This is a genomic window from Paracoccus sp. (in: a-proteobacteria), assembly GCF_030538495.1.
Classification (GTDB): Bacteria; Pseudomonadota; Alphaproteobacteria; order Rhodobacterales; family Rhodobacteraceae; genus Paracoccus.
Map to the genome: position 1 here is coordinate 31,987 of NZ_JAUNTW010000009.1, position 18,001 is coordinate 49,987.

Genomic DNA, 18,001 nt, shown 5'->3' on the forward strand with positions numbered 1-18,001 from the left:
CAAAGGTGGGGCCGATGGATTGGGACGATTTGCGCATCTTTCTGGCGGTCGCGCGCGCCGAAAGCCTGTCGGGCGCGGGGCGGCGGCTGGGCATGGATGCATCCACCGTGGGGCGGCGGATTGCGCGGCTGGAACAGGCGGTCGGCGCGGGGTTGTTTGCGAAAACGCCGCAGGGTTACGCCCTGACCCCGGCGGGCGCGCGTCTGGTTCCGGCGGCGGAATCCGCCGAACAGGCGGCGGCGGCGGCGATTGACGGGCTGGCGCGCGACACCGGCATCACCGGGCAGCTGCGCATCGGCGCGCCCGATGGCTGCGCGAATTTCATCCTGCCCCAAGTCGCCCGCGATTTGTGCCGCAATCATCCGGGGCTTGAGGTTCAGATCGTCGCCCTGCCGCGCGTCGTCAACCTGTCGAAACGCGAAGCCGACATGGCGATCGCCGTATCTCCCCCCGATACCGGGCGGCTGGTGGTGCAGCGGCTGACCGATTACACCCTGCATCTGGCCGCGCATGACGATTATCTGGCCGCGCATCCGCCCATCCGCGCGCTGTCCGACCTGCGCGGGCATCAGATGATCGGATATATCCCCGACATGATTTTCGACCGCGAACTGGATTATCTGTCGGCCACCGGGGTGGATGCGGCGCAGATCAGTTCCAATTCCGTGGCCGTCCAGATGCAGGCGATCCGGGCCGGGGCGGGGCTGGCGATTGCGCATGATTTTGCGTTGCCCTTTGTCCCCGGCGTGCGGGTGGTGCTGCCGGGTGACATCGCGCTGACCCGCAGCTTTTGGTTGATCCGCCACGCCGACGACCGCGCATCCCGCCGCATGACCGTTCTGGCCGACGAACTGGCAACCGGCATCCGGGCCGAGGTGGCGCGATTACAGGCGCAGGCGCATCGTGGCACTTGACGCGGCGAGATTGTGCGAAAATGATGAACCCAACCATGCCGGAGGAGGGCGCCCATGCTTGTTAACCAACTGTTGTCGATGAAAACCACGTCCAGCAAGCCGGGGATCGAGGCGGAAAGCATCATCACCATCAAACCCGACGCCACGCTGAACGACGCCGCCACGCTGCTGGCGACGCAGCGAATCGGTGCGGTCGTGGTCTCGTCCGACGGCAAAAAGCCCGAAGGCATCCTGTCCGAACGTGACATTGTGAAACAACTTGGCACCCGCGGCCCCGAGGTGCTGGACCAGCCCATCCGCGATTTCATGACCCGCGCCGTGCAAACCTGCGTGGTCAGCGAAAACGCCCTGACCATTCTGGAACGCATGACCGAAGGCCGGTTCCGTCACATGCCGGTCGTCGATGATGACGGCCATATGCTGGGCGTGGTGTCCATCGGGGACGCGGTCAGCGGCCGGTTGCGCGAACTGGCCGCGGAAAAAGAGGCCCTGACCGGCATGATCATGGGCGCGTAACGGCGTGGCCCGCCGGGTTGCATTCGGCGGGCAAATGCGGTTTCCCTGTGGCAACGCTGACATCAGGACGCCTTCATTATGCGTATTGGCCTTTATCCCGGCACGTTTGACCCCATCACCTTGGGTCACACCGACATTATCGAACGCGCCATGGCTTTGGTCGATCGTCTGGTGATCGGCGTGGCGATTAACCGCGACAAGGGGCCTCTGTTCACGCTGGAAGAACGGGTTGCCATGGTGCAGGCCGAATGTGACGCGATTGTCGCGCGCACGGGCGGCGAGATTCTGGTGCATCCGTTTGAAAACCTGCTGATCGACTGCGCGCGCGATGTGGGGGCCGGGGTGATTGTGCGCGGCCTGCGCGCGGTTGCCGATTTTGAATATGAATTTCAGATGGTTGGGATGAACCGCGCCTTGGATTCATCCGTGGAAACCGTTTTTATGATGGCCGATGCGCGGCGTCAGGCGATTGCGTCGAAATTGGTCAAAGAAATCGCGCGGCTGGGCGGCGATGTGTCGAAATTCGTCAGCCCTGCGGTGCGCGATGCCTTGGTCAGCCGCCTGACCTGACCCGTTTCGGTTGCGGCACGGTTTTTTCCCTCCTAATCTGATCGCAAAATCATGGGGGGATAGATGACACGTTCCGACATGCCGCAGGCCGCGCAGACCGAACCGGATATTCTGCCAGAACCCGCGCAGATCGCTATGTCCGACATTTGGGCGTCGCTGGCGGCGGGCTGGCGCGATTTCCGCCGCGCACCAGCCTTTGGCCTGCTGTTTTCGGCGTTCTACGTCGCGGGCGGCATGGTGCTGACGCTGGTTGCCGTGGCGTCCGGTCAGGATTGGTGGCTGCTGCCATTCATCGCGGGCTTTCCGCTGATCGCGCCCTTCGCCGCCGTGGGCCTGTATGAGGTCAGCCGCCGCATCGAATCAGGTGAACCGCTGATCTGGCCCGACATCATCCGCGTGGTGATTCGCCAAAAGGACCGCCAGATGCCGTCCATGGCGATGGTGATTCTGCTGATGTTCATGTTCTGGGTGTTTGTGGCGCATACGACCTTCGCGCTGTTCATGGGAACGGCGTCCTTAACCAACATCACCACCTCGCCCGAGATGCTGTTACAGGGGCGTGGCCTGATGATGCTGAGTTTTGGCACACTGGTGGGGGCGGGATTCGCGGCGGTGCTGTTCGCCTTTACCGTGGTGGGCCTGCCCGTCCTGCTGGACCGAGAGGTGGACTTTATCACCGCCATCATCGCATCCGTGGACGCCGTGCGTCAGAATTTCGGCGTGCTGATGGTCTGGGCGGCGCTGATCGCGGGGATGCTGTTTTTGTCCTTTATCCCGGCGTTTTTGGGGCTGTTCATCGTGATGCCGGTGCTGGGCCACGCCAGTTGGCACCTGTATCGCCGCCTGATGCCGGATGACGAATAAGCAAACGAAAAGGCCCGCCAGATCGGCGGGCCTTTTGTTTTGGGGTGCCGCATTATTCCGACGGCATTATTCGGTCGGAGGCGCCAGCTTTTTGGTGCCGCCGTTGTTCAGCGGATCTTCTTCGCGACGAACCGAACCCTCGAAATGGGCACCCGATTCGATGGCGATGGTTTTGTGGATGATGTCGCCTTCGACGCGGGCCGAGGCGCTCAGCCGGACCTTCAGCCCGCGAACGCAGCCAACCACACGACCATGCACGACCACATCATCGGCGACGATTTCGCCCTTGATCGTGGCTGATTCGCCGATGGTCAGTTGATGCGCGCGGATGTCGCCTTCAACGGTGCCTTCGATCTGGATGTCGCCTTGGGTCTTGATGTTGCCAACAACCGTCAGATCCGCCGACAGGACCGACGGCGCGGTGCGCGCGCGCGGCGATGGTGCAGCGGGTGCAGGCATTTCGTTACGTTCTGGCGCGGGTGTGGGCGCCGATTCTGCGGGGGTTTGGGGGCGATTTTCAGTCACTCGGGTCTTAGAAAACATTTTCAGCTGCCTTGATGAAGCTCATCGGGTCTACGGCGCGACCGTTCATGCGAACTTCGTAATGAAGATGCGGCCCGGTCGAGCGTCCGGTATTCCCCATATCACCAATCCGTTCGCCTTGCGACACCCTTTGACCAACACGAACGCTGATTCGGTTCAGGTGGGCGTAACGGGTTTCGGTCCCCAATTCGTGCTGAATCTTAATCAGGTTGCCATAGGCACCCTGACGCCCGGCATGGACCACCACGCCGTCACCCGTGGCATAGATGGGCGTGCCGACCGGGCCGGCCATGTCCATACCTTCGTGCATCCGGCCCCAACGGCGACCAAAACCCGAGGTATAGCGGAAATTCTGCTTCACCGGCATCGCCAGCGGCAGTTTCTCCATGGCGATGCGATAGGTGTTCATCTGGTCCAGCGTCACAATGATCTGGCGCGCCTTGGTTTCGCCATCGGTCAGCGCCGCATCGCCGCGCGTGGAATAGGACATCGGCGTCAGCGGGCCACCCTGACCGGAATAACCGTTGCGGATGGTGCGCAGAACCTGATCGGGGTTCATGCCAACCGACCGGAACACGTTATCCAGCGGCTTGACCGACACCGTCACCGCATTTTCCAGCTGGTTCAGAATTTCGTCGTTGCGCGCGATGATCTGGTCACGTTCGACACGCAGTTCCAAAGCCGCGATGCGGGCCAGTTCGGCGTCCTCGACCGCCTGCGCACGCTGGGCGCTGGCCTGTTTCAGTTCGCCCGACAGAATATCCAGGGCGACGTTGAATTCTTCGGAACGGTCGGTCGTGGCGGCGTCGACATCGGTCAGGCGCTGCGCTTCGTCCCGGTCGGCGATGGCGTCGCGCAGATTGGTTTGCACGACCGTCAGGCCGGTTTCCAATTCGCGGCGGCGTTCTTCGGATGCCAGCAGTTGCGACTGCATTTGCGACACCTGTTCCAAGGCGACGGCAAAGCGGGCTTGGGCGGCCTGCGCTTCGGCTGTGCGGGCGTCGCGTTCGGCGGACAGTTGTTCCAGACGCTGTTCAAACGCCTGATGGCTGCGCGTCAGTTGATCGCGCGACCCGCCCGCGCTGACCGCATCAATCAGCAAGATCGAACTGGCGGCCAGCGTCCAGCCAAAGACCAAGGCCCCACCCCCCAGACCCGCCAGTTGCGTCACCGGACGCAGCCGCACAAACCGCGTTGTGTCATCGGATCGCAGAAAAAGACGCTTTTCCGGGAACCATTTTTCCAGCGAGGCGTTGATGCGGTTCATAACGGTCATGTGGTTCAGGTGTCCTTGGGCGTTCGATTACATCGACGAATGGGATTTGGCCGTTGGTAAAGCTTTTTCGACCGAGTGGTGCAACCGCGCCGCATAGGCCCGCGCCGTCCTTGCGCGGATAGCCGCCGGTCCGCGCAAAAATCCGCCGAAAATCTGTGGATAACTGTGCGTCTTCATACAATTTCATAGGGCAGGGGGCCGTTGCGGTCCGTCGGAATGGACAGCGGCCGGTCAATGGGCGGCACGGATCGTTGATGGCAGTCGGGGCGCGGACAGATTCGGCAGGAAATCCCAATCGGTTCAAAGGCGCGCGGTTTCGTCAGGTCCAGCCCGTCGGCGTAAACCATCCCCTCGGCCTGCGTCACCTCGCATCCCAGACCGATGGCGAAACGGCGCACCGGGGCGTTGAACGCGCCCGCATGTTTGGACACGTCGCGCGACAGCAGCAGATACCGCATCCCGTCCGGCGTTTCCGCCAGTTGCCGCAAAAAACGCCCCGGCTGTTCAAAGGCGCGATGCACATTCCACAACGGACAGGCCCCGCCAAAGCGCGCAAATTGCAGGCGCGTGGCGGAATGGCGTTTCGTGATCGTCCCGGCCTGATCCACGCGGACAAAGAAAAACGGCACGCCCTTGGCGCCGGGCCGTTGCAGCGTGGACAGGCGATGCGCGACCTGCTCCAGTGACGCGCCGAACAGATGTGACAGGCGTTGCAGATCGTGCCGTTCCGCCTGCGCCGCAGCCTGAAACGCGCGATAGGGCATCAGCGCGGCACCGGCGAAATAGTTGGCCAAGCCCACGCGGGCAATGTCGCGGGCGGTGTCGCTGCGAAACCGCGCCAGATCCAGCGTGGCCCCCAGCAGGTCGCCATATCGTTCCAGTGCCACCAGATGCAGCAATTGAAACAGGCGCGTGGGTTCTTCGGCGGCGGCATTGACCAACAGGCGCGACCCGTCGCGGCGGAACACGGAATTGGCGGGCAGTTCGGTTAATTCAACCTGCGCGCCGCTGCTGTGCAGCGCGGCAACCGCCGCCTGCCACGGATCGGCGCGGGTGCCGTCGGGGCAGGCGAACCGTTCTGCCGCGCGATCCACGGCGTCGATGTAATTATCGCAGTAATGAAAGAAATCGCGCACTTCGTCCCAGGGGGTCATCAGGCTGCTTTGCCCTGCGGAACCAATGGCTTGGTCCAGTGCCGCCAGCCGTTCCTGACCCTGACGATGCGCGCGATACAAATCCAGAAACGCCCGCGCCAGCCCCGGCGCATTGGTCGCGGCCAGCCGCAGATCGGCCAGCGGCGGCGCGCCGTCGAACAGGGGATCGGCCAATGCCTCTTGCATGTCGATGACCATGCGTTCGGCATCACCCGCCGCCAGCGTTCCCAGATCAACGCCAAATTCCTGCGCCAGACGCAGCAAAACCCCGGCAGAGATCGGCCGGTGGTTGTTTTCCATCTGCGACAGATAGGGCAGCGACACGCCCAGCGTGTCGGCAAAGCGCCGTTGCGTCAGCCCCGCCCGCGCCCGTGTATCCCGCAGCGCGCTGCCAGCATAGATTTTCTGCGTTGCCATGATTCCCCCGTCGCTTTGCAAAACCGGAACTACCCTTTGCAAAGGCGAGCCCGCAAGGGCGTGCAGCGGCCACAGGGCCAGAATCAGAATCAACAGCTTCATACCGCCCAGCATGGGGCAGAAGGGTTAAGTTTCGGTTCACAGACCCGGAAAAATCTGCCTTTCGCGGCGGATCACCCACCAAATCGCCGCGATTCCGCCCAGACCCGACCCCGACATGATCGCCAAGAGCGGCGTGGCCCCGCTGGTTTCGGTCAGCAGCGCCGCGGTCAGGCCGGCCAGCAACGCGCCGCCGCCAATAATCATCGCGCCGCCCAGACCGCTGGCGGTGCCGGCCAGTTCGGGCCGCACGCTCATCATCCCGGCATTGGCAGAGGGCAGCACCAGCCCGTTGCCCAAGCCCATCACCGCGACCGCGCCGAAAAAGATCAGCGGGCGCAGCACCCCCGCCAGATCGGCCAGCAGCGCCGGGATCATCGCCCCCGCCGTGATCAGCGCGCCCATAAACACCATGCGGTTCACGCCCACCCGCGCGGCCCAGCGGCCCGACAGGAAATTCCCCGCCAGATACCCGACCGAAGGCGCGGCAAACCAAGATCCGACCTGCGCGGGCGTCAGGTGAAACACGACTTCGCCAACAAACGGCGCGCCGCCGAGATAGGCGAAAAACGCCCCCGATGACAGCGTGGCCGTCAGGCAGTATCCCCAAAACCGCACCGAGCGCGCCAGCAACGGATAGCTGCGAAACTGTTGCCGCAGCGGCGTGCCGCCCGCCTGCGCGGTTTCGCCCATATCGAACCAGACCAGCACCAGAACCGCCGCACCCGCCAGTCCCAGCATGGAAAAATTCGCTTTCCAGCCAAAGGCTTCGTCCAGGGCTCCGCCGATGCTGGGGGCGATCATCGGCACCAGCGACATACCCATGGTGACATAGCCGATCATGCTGGCCGCGCGATCACCCGCCACCATATCGCGCACCGCCGCCCGCGACAGAACCATGCAGGTGGCCACAACCGCCTGCGCGATGCGAAAGACCAGAAACCAGCCCGCCGTCGGCGCCAGCAGGCTGCCCAGCGTCGCGCCCAAAAAAATCAGCAGCGCGCCGATGGTGACGGGGCGGCGCCCGAATCGGTCGCTCAGCGGGCCGACCAGCAATTGCAGCGCCGCACTGGCCCCCAGATAGGCCGTCACCGACAACTGCATCACGCGGTAATCAACGCCAAAATACCGCGCCATCCCCGGCAGAGACGGCAAAAACACATTCATCGACAGCGCCGCCAGCCCCGACAGCACGACCAGCGTCAGAATATGCGGAGGCGTTCGTGGTGGTCGCATCATAGGTTCCGTATCGTGCGGGATTGCGGTGCCATCAGACCCCGCCCCGCCCCGGAACACAAGCCGGTCAGCCGCCCTGTTTCAGCAAACGCTGTTTCTGGCGGTTCCAGTCGCGTTTTGCGCTGGTTTCGCGTTTATCGGCGACCTTTTTCCCTTTGGCGACGCCGATTTTCAGTTTTACCCGGCCACGGTGGTTGAAATACATGACCAGCGGAACCAGCGTCATGCCTTCGCGCCCGACGGCCTGCCACATGCGGGCCAGCTCGCGCCGGTTGACCAGCAATTTGCGGCGGCGGCGTTCGTCATGGCCAAACACCCCCGCATGAGTCAGCGCCGAGATATAGCCGTTGATCAGCCATAATTCGCCGTCTTCGATGCTGGCATAGCTTTCGGCAATGTTGGTTTGCCCTGTGCGCAGAGATTTGACTTCGGATCCGGTCAGGACGATGCCACATTCCAGATCGCTTTCGATGAAATAATCGAAGCGCGCGCGGCGGTTTTCCGCGATGACTTTGTAATTTTCAGGTTCTTTTGCCATGATCGGCCACAGATAGGCGTGGCGGGGTCAAAGATCAAGCAAGCTGATCCATGATCCCGCGCGCGGCTGCCGTTGCGTCACGCCATGCTGCGTCAAAGCCATCAGGGCCGCCATAATACGGATCGGCCACATCCTGACCCGGACGCCCGGCGTGATCCAGCAGCAGCGAGAGTTCCGCGCGGCTGTTCGGCGGTTGGACCCTGCGCACATCGCGCAGGTTCTGGCGGTCCAGTGCCACGATCATATCGAAACGGTCGAAATCATCGCGCGTCACCTGTCGCGCGCGTTGATGGGATATGTCGATGCCATGCGACGCCGCACAGGTCACCGAACGCGGATCGGGGGGATCGCCTGCGTGCCAGCCTCCGGTTCCGGCGCTGTCGGCGTGAACGGGGATGCGGCGGCGGGCGGATTCCGCCTCAAGCGCGGCTTGGGCCAGCGGCGAACGGCAGATATTGCCCAGACAGACGAACAGAACCGCGCGCATTGGACCCCACAGGCGTTTGACAGCGTTGACAACTGATGAAACGCTAATCGGAAATGCGAACAACGAAAAGGGTGGGTCGATGCGGCATGGTGGTCAGGTTCTGGTAAGCGCGCTGAAGGCGCAGGGCATTACGCGCGTGTTCAGCGTGCCGGGCGAAAGCTATCTGGCGGTGCTGGACGGGCTGCATGACAGCGATATTCAGAACATCGTCTGCCGTCACGAAGGCGCGGCGGCGATGATGGCCGAAGCCTATGCCAAACTGACGGGCCGGCCCGGAGTCTGTCTGGTGACGCGCGGCCCCGGCGCGACCAATGCCAGTGCGGGCGTGCATGTCGCCAAACAGGACAGCACGCCGATGATCCTGCTTGTCGGGCAAATCGCCCGCCCCGACCGCGACCGGGAAGCGTTCCAAGAGGTCAATTATCGCCAGATGTTCACCGGTCTGGCGAAATGGGTGGCGGAAATCGACGACACCGACCGGATCCCGGAATATATGGCGCGGGCCTTTGATCTGGCGCAGTCGGGGCGTCCCGGCCCGGTGGTTCTGTCCCTGCCCGAAGACATGCTGGCCGCGGATACCGACGCCCCCAATCTGACCCCCGCGCCGCGCCCGATGATGGGGCTGTCCGCCGATCAGGTGGCGGCGATCACGGATGCTTTGGCGGGGGCGGAACGTCCTCTGGTCATTCCCGGCGGGTCTCGCTGGACGCAGGATGATGCCGACAATCTGGCGCGCTTTGCCGATGCGTGGGGATTGCCCGTGGCGGTGCCGTTCCGGCGTCAGGACTATATGGACAACCGTCTGCCGAATTATGCCGGGGATTTGGGCGTGGGCATGAACACCCGCATGGGCGATGCGCTGCGGGAAAGTGATGTCATTCTGGCTTTGGGAACGCGGCTGGGGGACACGCTGACCCAAGGGTTCGACCTGATGAATCCGCGTGGGCAGGGGCGGCGCATTATCCACATCCACCCCGACCCCGACGAGATCGGGCATCTGTGGCGCGCCGATCCCGGTATTCCGGCCTGCCCCCGCGCGGCGCTGCGCTGTCTTGCGGACACCCCCGCGCCGCGCCGCTGGGACGACTGGACCGCCCGCCTGCGTGCGCATTACACCGAATGGCAACAGCCCATCGAAACCCCCGGCGCGGTCAAGATGGAGCGTGTGATCCGCTGGCTGTCCGACAACCTGCCCGATGACGCGATACTCACGAATGGAGCGGGCAACTATGCCGCGTTCCTGCACCGCTATTTCACGTTCAAACGCGCGAAAACGCAGATTGCGCCGACCTCGGGGACGATGGGCTATGGCTTGCCTGCGGCGATCGCGGCCAGTCTGGATCAGCCCGACCGGGTGGTCGTGTGTCTGGCCGGAGATGGCTGTTTTCAGATGACGCTGAACGAATTATCCACAGCCGCGCAATATGGGGCCAAACCGATTGTGATTGTCGCCAATAACGGGCGGTATGGCACGATCCGGATGCATCAGGAAAAGCACTATCCGGGGCGGGTGTCGGGAACCGATCTGGCGAACCCGGACTTTGCCGCGCTTGCCCGCGCTTATGGCGGGTTTGGTGTGGTGGTCCAGGACGATGCCGATTTCGCAGATGCGTTTGCGCAGGCGCGTGATGCCGGAACGCTGGCGGTGATTGAACTGAGGCTGGACCCGCAGGCGCTGACAACCTTTGCCACGCTGGACGAAGTGCGGGCCAAGGCGCAGAAATGAAGCCCGGCCCTCGCAATCTGATCACCGATGTGGCGGGGTTGCGTGTCGGCAATGCCGATGATGCGGGCCTGCGGTCGGGGGTCACGGTGCTGACCGCCGACGCGCCATTTCCCGCCGCGGTGCATGTCATGGGTGGCGCGCCCGGAACGCGCGACACCGACCTGCTGGCCCCGGATAAGCTGGTGCCTGCGGTCGATGCCTTGGTGTTGTCGGGCGGGTCGGCCTTTGGTCTGGCGGCGTGCGACGGCGTGATGGCGGCGCTGCACGCGGCGGGGCGGGGCTTTACTGTGGGTGACGCGCGCGTGCCAATCGTGCCGGGCGCGATTGTGTTCGACCTGACCAATGGCGGCGACAAGGCGTGGACGGCGAACCCCTATCCCGATTTGGGCGCGGCGGCGTGGCGGGCGGCGGGGGCGGATTTTGCCATCGGCACCGCGGGCGCGGGATATGGCGCGATGACCGGCTGGCTGCGCGGCGGGTTGGGGTCGGCGTCCGCCGTGCTGGATTGTGGCGCGACGGTGGGGGCCTTGGTTGTGGTGAACGCATTGGGTTCGCCCACGGTGGGACGGTCGCGCCATTTCTGGGCGGCGCCGTGGGAATTGGGCGGCGAATTCGGGGGCTTGGGCCTGCCCGCCCGGTTTGACGCCGCGCATGAACCCGCGCCTGTCAAAGAACTGGGGCAGGCCACGACCATTGCGATTATCGCCACCGATGCGGCCCTTGATAAGGCCGGGTTAACGCGGCTGGCCACGGCGGCGCATGACGGCATGGCGCGGGCCTTGGTCCCCAGCCACACGCCCTTGGACGGCGATCTGATTTTCGCCGCCTCGACCGGCGCGCGGGCTGTGGGTGATGGCGACGCTTTCGCGCTGTGCCACGCGGCGTCCTGTGTGCTGGCGCGGGCGATTGCGCGCGGCGTTTATGCCGCAACGTCACAGCCCCATGACCCGCAACCGAGCTGGACCGCGTTAACCGAATCTTAGATTACCTGTGTTAGCTGATAACATGCAGTGATTGTTATGCTGCGGGAAAGGGCGTAAAGCTGGGTGTTGACTGCCCATTTTTCCCGATTCCCGCGACAAGAGGCCCCGATGGACACGAAATGGACCGAAGCCGTTTCCAGCATGATGAAAAATGCCGCCGAAACGCACCCGGCATTCCGGGCTATGGATGCCCAGCAAATGCAGGCGATGACCGATAATTTCCAGAAATCCTTGCAGGCTTTTGCAATGCCCAGTGCCGCCGCCGTAAAGGCGTGGACCGATAGCTGGCTGGCCTATCAACGCGAAATGGCCAAATTGTGGATGACGCCGGTCAGCGGAATTGAACCGTCGCGCGACGTCCGGTTCAAGGCCGATGAATGGGCCAGCGGCATTTATCCGTTCCTGCGTCAGTCCTATGAACTGACCGCGCGCGCTATGGCGGAAATTGCGGATAATGCGGGCCTGCCCGATCACGAACAGCGCAAATTCAGTTTCTATACCCGGCTGGCCGCCGACGCGATGTCGCCGTCGAATTTCCTGCATCTGAACCCCGAAGTGTTGAAGCTGGCGCAAGAAACCAACGGTCAATCGCTGGTCGAAGGGTTCCAGAACCTGCTGGCCGACCTGAAAAAAGGTTATATCACGACCACCGACGAAACCGCGTTCAAGGTGGGCGAAAATCTGGCCACCACCCCCGGCGCCGTGGTGTTCCGCAACGATCTGATCGAACTGATCCAATACACGCCCGTCACGCCGCAAATCCGGTCGAACCCGATTGTGATTGTGCCGCCTTGTGTGAATAAATTCTATATCTTCGACATCAACGAAAAAAAGTCGATGATCCGGTATTTGCTGGAACAGGGCAATCAGGTGTTTATCGTGTCCTGGCGCAATCCGGGCGCGGATATGACCGATTACGGCTGGGATGAATATATCGAACAGGGTATTTTCACCGCTCTGGACGTCGCCGGCGATATTATGAAATCGGATAAGGTCGATCTGCTGTCATGGTGCAATGGCGGCAGCATGTCGGTTGCCGCTTTGGCCATTATGACCGACGCGCAAAAGAAAAAGATCGGCTCGGCCACCTTTATGTCGTCGCTGATTGATTTCACCGATCCCGGCGAATTGGGGGTGTTCTTTGATCAGCCGCAGGTTGATGCCTATAACACGCGGCTGAAAACGGTCAAACTGGCACCGGGGCGTGATATTGCCCGCGCCATGGCGATGCTGCATGTGAATGAATCCATCTGGGGATTTGTCATCGGCAATTACCTGAAGGGGAAAGCTCCGACGCCGTTCGATATTCTGTATTGGAACGCGGATACGTCGAACCTGCCCGCGAAATGGTATTCGACATTCGCCGAAGATATGTATGTCAAAAACAAATTGCGCGAACCGGGCGGTCTGACGTTCCTTGGTCGGTCGGTGGATGTGCGCAATATCGACGTGCCGGTTTGTTTCGTTGCGGCAACGGGCGATCATATTGTGCCGTGGACGACGTCGTATATTTCGTCGCATTTGGTGACGGGGCAGCCGGAATTTATTCTGACCACCGGCGGCCATGTGTCGGGGACGGTGATTAACCACCCGGCCAAAACGCGGCACAGTTTCTGGACCGGCGACACCACGATTGACGATCCGCAGGAATGGAAAGACAGCGCCACAAAAACCGAAGGCAGCTGGTGGCCGCATTGGCTGAACTGGGTCGAACAGGCCAGCGGCGGCGATACCCGCAGCAAGCCCAGCAGTCTGGGCAGCCGCAAATATAAGGAACTGGATGCGGCCCCCGGCACTTATGTGCTGGAAGAACGCGCCCAGGACGGCAAGTAATAAGGAACGTCGATGAAGGATGTGAATGTTTCCATGAACGGTTTCAGCTATCTTAAGATCGGCAAAAACCGGGTTCGGGTCTATGCGCGCAACATGGATGCCGACGGGATCCCGCTGTTGATCTGCAACGGTCTGGGCCAAGCGGTCGAGATGCTGTTTCCGTTGATGGATGAATTGGGCGATCGGCCCATTATATCCTTTGACGCGATTGGGGTGGGGCGGTCGTCGGTGCCAAAGGGGCATCAGACGACCATCCCCGAACATGCGGATGCCGTGGCCGATATGCTGGATCAGTTGGGCATCGAACAGGTTGACCTGTTGGGCATCAGCTGGGGTGGGGCGGTGTCGCAGCAATTCGTTCACAGCTATCCTGAACGGGTGCGGCGGCTGATTTTGTCGATCACCTCGCCCGGTGGGATTCTGACATGGTGGGGGACGCCGATTGCGATTTCGGAAATTCTGTTTCCGATGCGCTACAGCAACAAACTGTATGGCAACTTTATCGGCCCGCTGATGTATGGGGGCGAAGCGTTGCTGGCCCCGTCGATGTTCGCTGAATATTCGCGCCGGGCGATTAAGCCGAATTATTACGGCTATATCGCGCAGGTGAATGCGATGTGCAGTTGGACCAGCATCCCGTTCCTGCGTGAAATTGAACATCCGACCCAGATCATCGGCGGCACCTTTGACGCGCTGATCCCGTTGCCGAACCAGATCGCCTTGGCCGAGATGATCCCGAACGCTCAGCTTAAGGTCTATCCGGCGGGGCATCTGCTGATGTATTCGCTGCGCGAAGAGGTGGGCGAACTGATCAAACGGTTTCTTGCGTGATCACGCGGTTTCTGGCGGCGCTTATGCTGTGCTTGCTGCCCGTTTGGGCGGCGGCCAAACCAGCGGCGTCGTTGGAAATCACCGCCACATGGTCGGATGACCGCACGCGGTTGGGGCTGTCATGGCCCGATGTCCGGGGGCGGGTGGAACTGTTTCGCCGCGAATTGGGCGGCGGTGAATGGCAGGCCCATCACCCCGCGGTGCTGACCACGCATCGGCTGCTGGATGACATCGCGCCGGGGCGGGCGTGGGAATATCAGGTTCTGATACACGGGCGCGACCGCATCCATGCCGGTTACTGGACGGCGGGGCAGGGCGTTCCGGCCCGCGCGGATCAGGGCCGCGCGCTGTTGGTTATTGACGACAGTCTGGCCGATGAACTGGCCCCGGAATTGGCCCGGTTTCAGGCCGACCTGACCGGCGCGGGTTATCGCGTCACGCGCCATCTGGCCCCGCGCGGGGTGGCCGATGGCCGCGAAAACCTGACCCGAGCGTTTGAATTGCGCGCGTGGATCGCGGCGCAGATGCAGGGTGATCCCTTTGCGCCGTGGACGGTGGTTCTGGTCGGTCACGTCCCGGTCGTGCGCAGCGGGATGGTGAACCCCGATGGTCACGGCGCGCGCGCGATGCCCACGGATCTGTTCTATGCCGACCCGGTGGGGATGTGGCGCCCCGCACAGGGACCGGATGGGGTGGTGCAACTGGCCCCGTCCGTCCTGCCCGCCGATCGGATTGCGGCGCAGATCGGACGCATTGATTTCGCCAATTTGACCGCCGATTATGGCGACGAAGTCCCCTTGCTGCGCGCCTATTTCGACCGCAATCACGCGTGGCGGCACGGGCGGATGGGCGATCTGCGCCATGCCTATGCCGGGGGGCGGGGGCATTTGGTCGTGGAACGCAACGCTCTGCGCAACATCGTAGGGCCGGACGCGATCCGCACCGGCACCCATCACGACACCGCACAGGATGGGCCATTTCTGTGGGGCATCGACTTTGGCAGCCCGCGCGCGGCGGCCTATCGCGACAACAGCCCGACGCCGGTTTTTGCCCTGAATTTCGGCAGTTACAAGCAAATCTTTGACGCCCGCGACAACACGATGACGGTGATGCTGTCGCGGCCCGGTCCTCTGGCGGTCGGATGGGGCGGGCGGCCGTCATGGCAATTGCACGGCATGGCCATGGGCGAAACCATCGGTCAGGCGCATCTGCGCACGGTGAATAACGGCCGCGCCAGTCAGCGCGCGTCGGAAACGCGCGATTATCTGACGACGGGGAATTATGATTGGGTCGGCTCGATCTGGGTGAACCTGCTGGGCGATCCGACACTGCGGGCGTTTCCGGGGCAGCCCGTGACGGATGCCCGCGCGACCGCGACGGGGGACGGCATGCGCCTGAATTGGACCGCGCCGCCGGGCGCGCAGGTGCTGGCCTTTCGCGCTGATGGCCCGGACGCGGCGTGGCAGCCGCTGGCCGATGGGCAGCCGGTCGCCGATGGGTTTATCGACCCCGCGCCCCCGGCGGGCGCAACCTATCTGCTGCGCGCGCGCGATTTGGTGCAGGTGCCGGCGGGGTCGTTTTACCGGCTGTCGCAGGGGGTCTTTGCGGGGCTTGATTAGGGCAACAGAACGCGGCCTTCGGGCAGGCCCGTGCCGGTGTTCGGCAGGGCAAAGACAGCGCCATCCGCCGCGCGGGGATCGGCCAGATCCTGTCGCGCCGTGGTCACGAACAGCGTCGTCAGATCGGCACCGCCAAAGGCCGGACAAGACGGCTGCGCCACCGGCACAGCGACCTGCCCCACATAGGCCCCCGCCCCGTCATAGCGCGCCACGCGGCCCGCGCCCCATTGCGCCACCCAGATATGACCGCCCGCGTCCGTCACCGCTCCGTCCGGGTTCAGGTCGGTTGCGGACAGGTCGATCAGGGCGGCGGGTTGACCCTGCGGCCAGCCCTCGGCGTCCAGTTCGACCCGCCAGATCACCCGCGCCACGGTGTCGGTGAACTGCGCGAACCGGCCATCGGGCGAAAAACAGATCGCATTGGTGATCGTCAAGCCGCTGAACAGACGCCGCAATTCGCCGCGATACCACCGCCAGATCGACCCCGCGCCGGGCTGCGCCTGTTTGCCCATCGTGCCAATCCAGAACCCGCCTTGGCGGTCGGCGCGGCCATCATTTGACCGGATGTCGGGCCGGTCGGGTTCCAGATCGCACAGCCGCACCGATGCGCCGCTGGTCAGGTCAAAGACGCTCAGCGCGGTTTCCGACGCGACGATCAGGCGGGTGTCATCAACGATCCCCGCCGCCGACACCATGCTGTCAAAGTCCCAGCGTTGCGCCTGCGCGGCGTCCAACCCGCGCGCGAACATGCGGCGGTTGACGATGTCGAACCAGATCAGCTCGGCGCGGCCGTCATGCCACAGCGGCCCTTCGCCAAGCATGCAGGGGGTCGGGTCAAAGATCATCCGGCCGCGTTCCATGCCTGCACTAAAGCCCGCGCGCGGTCGCCAACCGTCGCCGCGTCGTCGCCCGGACGATAGAGCGAGGTGCCAATCCCGCAGCCATTCGCCCCCGCCGCGCGCCATTCGGCCATATTGCCGACCGACACGCCACCGACCGCATAACACGGCATGTCGCGCGGCAGCACTGCCCGCATCGCCCGCAGGCCCGCCGTGCCGACCAGATCGCCGGGAAACAGCTTCAGCCCCGATGCGCCGGCGGCGATTGCGGCAAAGGCCTCGGTCGGGGTCATGATGCCGGGCCAGCTGGCCAGCCCGGCGGCGCGCGTGGCGGCGATCACCGCAGCGTCGCAATTGGGCGACACGATCAGCCGCCCGCCCGCCTGCGCCACCTGCGCCACCTGTTCGGTGGTCAGAACGGTGCCTGCGCCAATATCGGCATCCGGCAGCGCCTCGATCAGGTTCGCGATTGACCGCAGCGCGTCGGGGGAATTCAGCGGCACCTCGATCGTGGTGATGCCGGCGTTAACCAAGGCGCGGCCCACGGAGGCGGCCTCAACCGGAGTGATGCCGCGCAGAATGGCGATGATGGGCGTGGTCATGATGCTTCCTTTTGATATGCGGCCCATGCGGCGGCCAACCCGGCCAAGGTCGCACGCGCCACGTCGTATCGGTCGGCCTGAACGCCCTGCAATTGCAAGGCTTTGGCATAGAGATCGGCCACATAATCCGCCCCGATCAGCGTGACCTGCTGGCCCAGCCACCATGGCCGCGCCGCCGCCAGCTCCACCCCGATCAGCGTGCCTGACAGGCGCGCGCGGGCGGCGGGGGCGGGCAGGTCTTGGGTCAGGCTTTGGGCGCGGATGGCGAACAGCCCCGCCATGGCCTGCGCGGGGTTCGACAGCGCATCGGCCACGGCGGCCTCAAACGCGGCGGCGTCCATGCCGTCCGCCGTCATCGAATGACGCAACACCGATTGCGTGGCCAGCAGCGCGAATATTTCGCCCGTCATCACGGTTTTAAAGCTGCAAATCTCGCCCGCCGACACATGCACCCATTTCGTATGGGTTCCCGGCAGGCACAGGACGCCGTCATAGCCGGGGTTCTGCGCCAGAAATCCGGCGATCTGCGTTTCTTCGCCGCGCATGACATCGGCGGCGGGGGCGGTCTGGCGGACACCGCAGGCGATCCGCACCACGCGGTCGCCGGGGGCCGCGATCAGCGCCGGCAGCGCGGGGCAGGGGGCGAGGGTATAGGGCGCCTCGACCCATCCCTGACGCGCGCCGACCATGCCGCAGGCCACGACCGGCACATCGGGCCAGCCCGCCGTCAGTTCCGCCAGCACGCGCGGAAAATCAGCCGGAGCCAGCCCCGCCATGCCACGATCGGACGCGCGCATGTCGATGATCTGGTCGCCCGCCATGGCCCACAGCCGCATATTCGACGTTCCCCAATCGGCGGCGATCCAATCAACGGATGTGGTCATGATGGCCCCTTCTCAAAGTTCCGCATAATGGAACTGCGTTTTGATTATTGAAACAATGCGCGCCGGGGCG

At 63.6% G+C, this 18,001-nt stretch carries 18 protein-coding genes; 9 read left to right on the top strand and 9 right to left on the bottom strand.

What is annotated here, in order from left to right; all coding sequences use genetic code 11:
- Positions 1–14 precede the first annotated feature (14 nt).
- The 4 genes from Q4G20_RS09935 (at position 15) to Q4G20_RS09950 (ending at position 2,864) form a co-directional block, all read left to right on the top strand.
- Entirely contained in the window at positions 15–914 is a 900-nt protein-coding gene (locus tag Q4G20_RS09935) for a LysR family transcriptional regulator (protein ID WP_303343288.1), read from the top strand.
- Positions 915–968: 54 nt separating this feature from the next.
- Entirely contained in the window at positions 969–1,430 is a 462-nt protein-coding gene (locus tag Q4G20_RS09940) for a CBS domain-containing protein (RefSeq protein ID WP_303343289.1), read from the top strand.
- Positions 1,431–1,508: 78 nt separating this feature from the next.
- Positions 1,509–2,000 (top strand): pantetheine-phosphate adenylyltransferase, encoded by a 492-nt coding sequence (gene coaD / locus Q4G20_RS09945; protein WP_303343290.1) that lies wholly within the window; start codon positions 1,509–1,511, stop codon positions 1,998–2,000.
- A 63-nt stretch (positions 2,001–2,063) separates the two neighbouring features.
- Positions 2,064–2,864, top strand: coding sequence for a DUF2189 domain-containing protein (locus Q4G20_RS09950; protein ID WP_303343291.1), 801 nt, complete (start codon positions 2,064–2,066; stop codon positions 2,862–2,864).
- A 66-nt stretch (positions 2,865–2,930) separates the two neighbouring features.
- Here the strand turns inward: Q4G20_RS09950 and Q4G20_RS09955 are convergent, their stop codons facing one another.
- From Q4G20_RS09955 to Q4G20_RS09980, 6 genes are all read right to left on the bottom strand, one after another.
- Positions 2,931–3,407, bottom strand: coding sequence for a polymer-forming cytoskeletal protein (locus Q4G20_RS09955; RefSeq protein WP_303343292.1), 477 nt, complete (start codon positions 3,405–3,407; stop codon positions 2,931–2,933).
- Positions 3,397–4,674, bottom strand: coding sequence for a DUF5930 domain-containing protein (locus tag Q4G20_RS09960; protein WP_368660789.1), 1,278 nt, complete (start codon positions 4,672–4,674; stop codon positions 3,397–3,399). Before Q4G20_RS09960 ends, Q4G20_RS09955 begins: the two co-directional genes overlap by 11 nt.
- Before the next feature lie 182 nt (positions 4,675–4,856).
- Complete coding sequence (locus tag Q4G20_RS09965) at positions 4,857–6,254, bottom strand: short-chain fatty acyl-CoA regulator family protein (RefSeq protein WP_303343294.1); 1,398 nt, start codon at positions 6,252–6,254, stop codon at positions 4,857–4,859.
- A 138-nt stretch (positions 6,255–6,392) separates the two neighbouring features.
- Positions 6,393–7,589 carry a multidrug effflux MFS transporter gene (locus Q4G20_RS09970; protein ID WP_303343295.1) on the bottom strand — a complete coding sequence of 399 codons (1,197 nt, stop codon included), beginning with the start codon at positions 7,587–7,589 and terminating at the stop codon, positions 6,393–6,395.
- 67 nt (positions 7,590–7,656) lie between these two features.
- Positions 7,657–8,127: an SsrA-binding protein SmpB gene (smpB, locus tag Q4G20_RS09975; RefSeq protein WP_303343296.1), complete on the bottom strand. Its 471-nt coding sequence runs from the start codon at positions 8,125–8,127 to the stop codon at positions 7,657–7,659.
- Positions 8,128–8,161: 34 nt separating this feature from the next.
- Positions 8,162–8,614, bottom strand: coding sequence for a low molecular weight protein-tyrosine-phosphatase (locus Q4G20_RS09980; RefSeq protein ID WP_303343297.1), 453 nt, complete (start codon positions 8,612–8,614; stop codon positions 8,162–8,164).
- A gap of 79 nt (positions 8,615–8,693) precedes the next feature.
- On the opposite strand from Q4G20_RS09980, the gene Q4G20_RS09985 reads away from it, so the two are divergent.
- From Q4G20_RS09985 to Q4G20_RS10005, 5 genes are all read left to right on the top strand, one after another.
- Entirely contained in the window at positions 8,694–10,340 is a 1,647-nt protein-coding gene (locus tag Q4G20_RS09985) for a thiamine pyrophosphate-binding protein (protein WP_303343298.1), read from the top strand.
- Positions 10,337–11,323 carry a P1 family peptidase gene (locus Q4G20_RS09990; protein ID WP_303343299.1) on the top strand — a complete coding sequence of 329 codons (987 nt, stop codon included), beginning with the start codon at positions 10,337–10,339 and terminating at the stop codon, positions 11,321–11,323. The genes Q4G20_RS09985 and Q4G20_RS09990 overlap by 4 nt, the downstream gene beginning before the upstream one ends.
- 108 nt (positions 11,324–11,431) lie before the next feature.
- Positions 11,432–13,156, top strand: coding sequence for an alpha/beta hydrolase (locus Q4G20_RS09995; protein ID WP_303343300.1), 1,725 nt, complete (start codon positions 11,432–11,434; stop codon positions 13,154–13,156).
- A gap of 12 nt (positions 13,157–13,168) precedes the next feature.
- Complete coding sequence (locus Q4G20_RS10000; RefSeq protein ID WP_303343301.1) at positions 13,169–13,987, top strand: alpha/beta fold hydrolase; 819 nt, start codon at positions 13,169–13,171, stop codon at positions 13,985–13,987.
- Positions 13,984–15,606: a hypothetical protein gene (locus tag Q4G20_RS10005; RefSeq protein ID WP_303343302.1), complete on the top strand. Its 1,623-nt coding sequence runs from the start codon at positions 13,984–13,986 to the stop codon at positions 15,604–15,606. The genes Q4G20_RS10000 and Q4G20_RS10005 overlap by 4 nt, the downstream gene beginning before the upstream one ends.
- Here the strand turns inward: Q4G20_RS10005 and Q4G20_RS10010 are convergent.
- The 3 genes from Q4G20_RS10010 to Q4G20_RS10020 are packed head-to-tail and all read right to left on the bottom strand — an operon-like array spanning position 15,603 to position 17,931.
- The gene (locus Q4G20_RS10010) at positions 15,603–16,466 is read right to left on the bottom strand and encodes an SMP-30/gluconolactonase/LRE family protein (protein ID WP_303343303.1); all 864 of its coding nucleotides are present in this window, start codon (positions 16,464–16,466) and stop codon (positions 15,603–15,605) included. The genes Q4G20_RS10005 and Q4G20_RS10010 overlap by 4 nt on opposite strands.
- A complete protein-coding gene (locus Q4G20_RS10015) occupies positions 16,448–17,047 on the bottom strand; it encodes a 2-dehydro-3-deoxy-6-phosphogalactonate aldolase (RefSeq protein ID WP_303343304.1) in 600 nt (199 codons plus the stop codon). Before Q4G20_RS10015 ends, Q4G20_RS10010 begins: the two co-directional genes overlap by 19 nt.
- The gene (locus Q4G20_RS10020; protein ID WP_303343305.1) at positions 17,044–17,931 is read right to left on the bottom strand and encodes a 2-dehydro-3-deoxygalactonokinase; all 888 of its coding nucleotides are present in this window, start codon (positions 17,929–17,931) and stop codon (positions 17,044–17,046) included. The genes Q4G20_RS10015 and Q4G20_RS10020 overlap by 4 nt, the downstream gene beginning before the upstream one ends.
- Positions 17,932–18,001: the final 70 nt, after the last annotated feature.

Coding starts and splice junctions, on each gene's coding strand:
- Q4G20_RS09935 (WP_303343288.1), top strand. CDS start 15: ATGGATTGGGACGATTTGCGCATCTTTCTGGCGGTCGCGCGCGCCGAA.
- Q4G20_RS09940 (WP_303343289.1), top strand. CDS start 969: ATGCTTGTTAACCAACTGTTGTCGATGAAAACCACGTCCAGCAAGCCG.
- coaD (WP_303343290.1), top strand. CDS start 1,509: ATGCGTATTGGCCTTTATCCCGGCACGTTTGACCCCATCACCTTGGGT.
- Q4G20_RS09950 (WP_303343291.1), top strand. CDS start 2,064: ATGACACGTTCCGACATGCCGCAGGCCGCGCAGACCGAACCGGATATT.
- Q4G20_RS09955 (WP_303343292.1), bottom strand. CDS start 3,407: ATGTTTTCTAAGACCCGAGTGACTGAAAATCGCCCCCAAACCCCCGCA.
- Q4G20_RS09960 (WP_368660789.1), bottom strand. CDS start 4,674: ATGAACCGCATCAACGCCTCGCTGGAAAAATGGTTCCCGGAAAAGCGT.
- Q4G20_RS09965 (WP_303343294.1), bottom strand. CDS start 6,254: ATGGCAACGCAGAAAATCTATGCTGGCAGCGCGCTGCGGGATACACGG.
- Q4G20_RS09970 (WP_303343295.1), bottom strand. CDS start 7,589: ATGCGACCACCACGAACGCCTCCGCATATTCTGACGCTGGTCGTGCTG.
- smpB (WP_303343296.1), bottom strand. CDS start 8,127: ATGGCAAAAGAACCTGAAAATTACAAAGTCATCGCGGAAAACCGCCGC.
- Q4G20_RS09980 (WP_303343297.1), bottom strand. CDS start 8,614: ATGCGCGCGGTTCTGTTCGTCTGTCTGGGCAATATCTGCCGTTCGCCG.
- Q4G20_RS09985 (WP_303343298.1), top strand. CDS start 8,694: ATGCGGCATGGTGGTCAGGTTCTGGTAAGCGCGCTGAAGGCGCAGGGC.
- Q4G20_RS09990 (WP_303343299.1), top strand. CDS start 10,337: ATGAAGCCCGGCCCTCGCAATCTGATCACCGATGTGGCGGGGTTGCGT.
- Q4G20_RS09995 (WP_303343300.1), top strand. CDS start 11,432: ATGGACACGAAATGGACCGAAGCCGTTTCCAGCATGATGAAAAATGCC.
- Q4G20_RS10000 (WP_303343301.1), top strand. CDS start 13,169: ATGAAGGATGTGAATGTTTCCATGAACGGTTTCAGCTATCTTAAGATC.
- Q4G20_RS10010 (WP_303343303.1), bottom strand. CDS start 16,466: ATGGAACGCGGCCGGATGATCTTTGACCCGACCCCCTGCATGCTTGGC.
- Q4G20_RS10015 (WP_303343304.1), bottom strand. CDS start 17,047: ATGACCACGCCCATCATCGCCATTCTGCGCGGCATCACTCCGGTTGAG.
- Q4G20_RS10020 (WP_303343305.1), bottom strand. CDS start 17,931: ATGACCACATCCGTTGATTGGATCGCCGCCGATTGGGGAACGTCGAAT.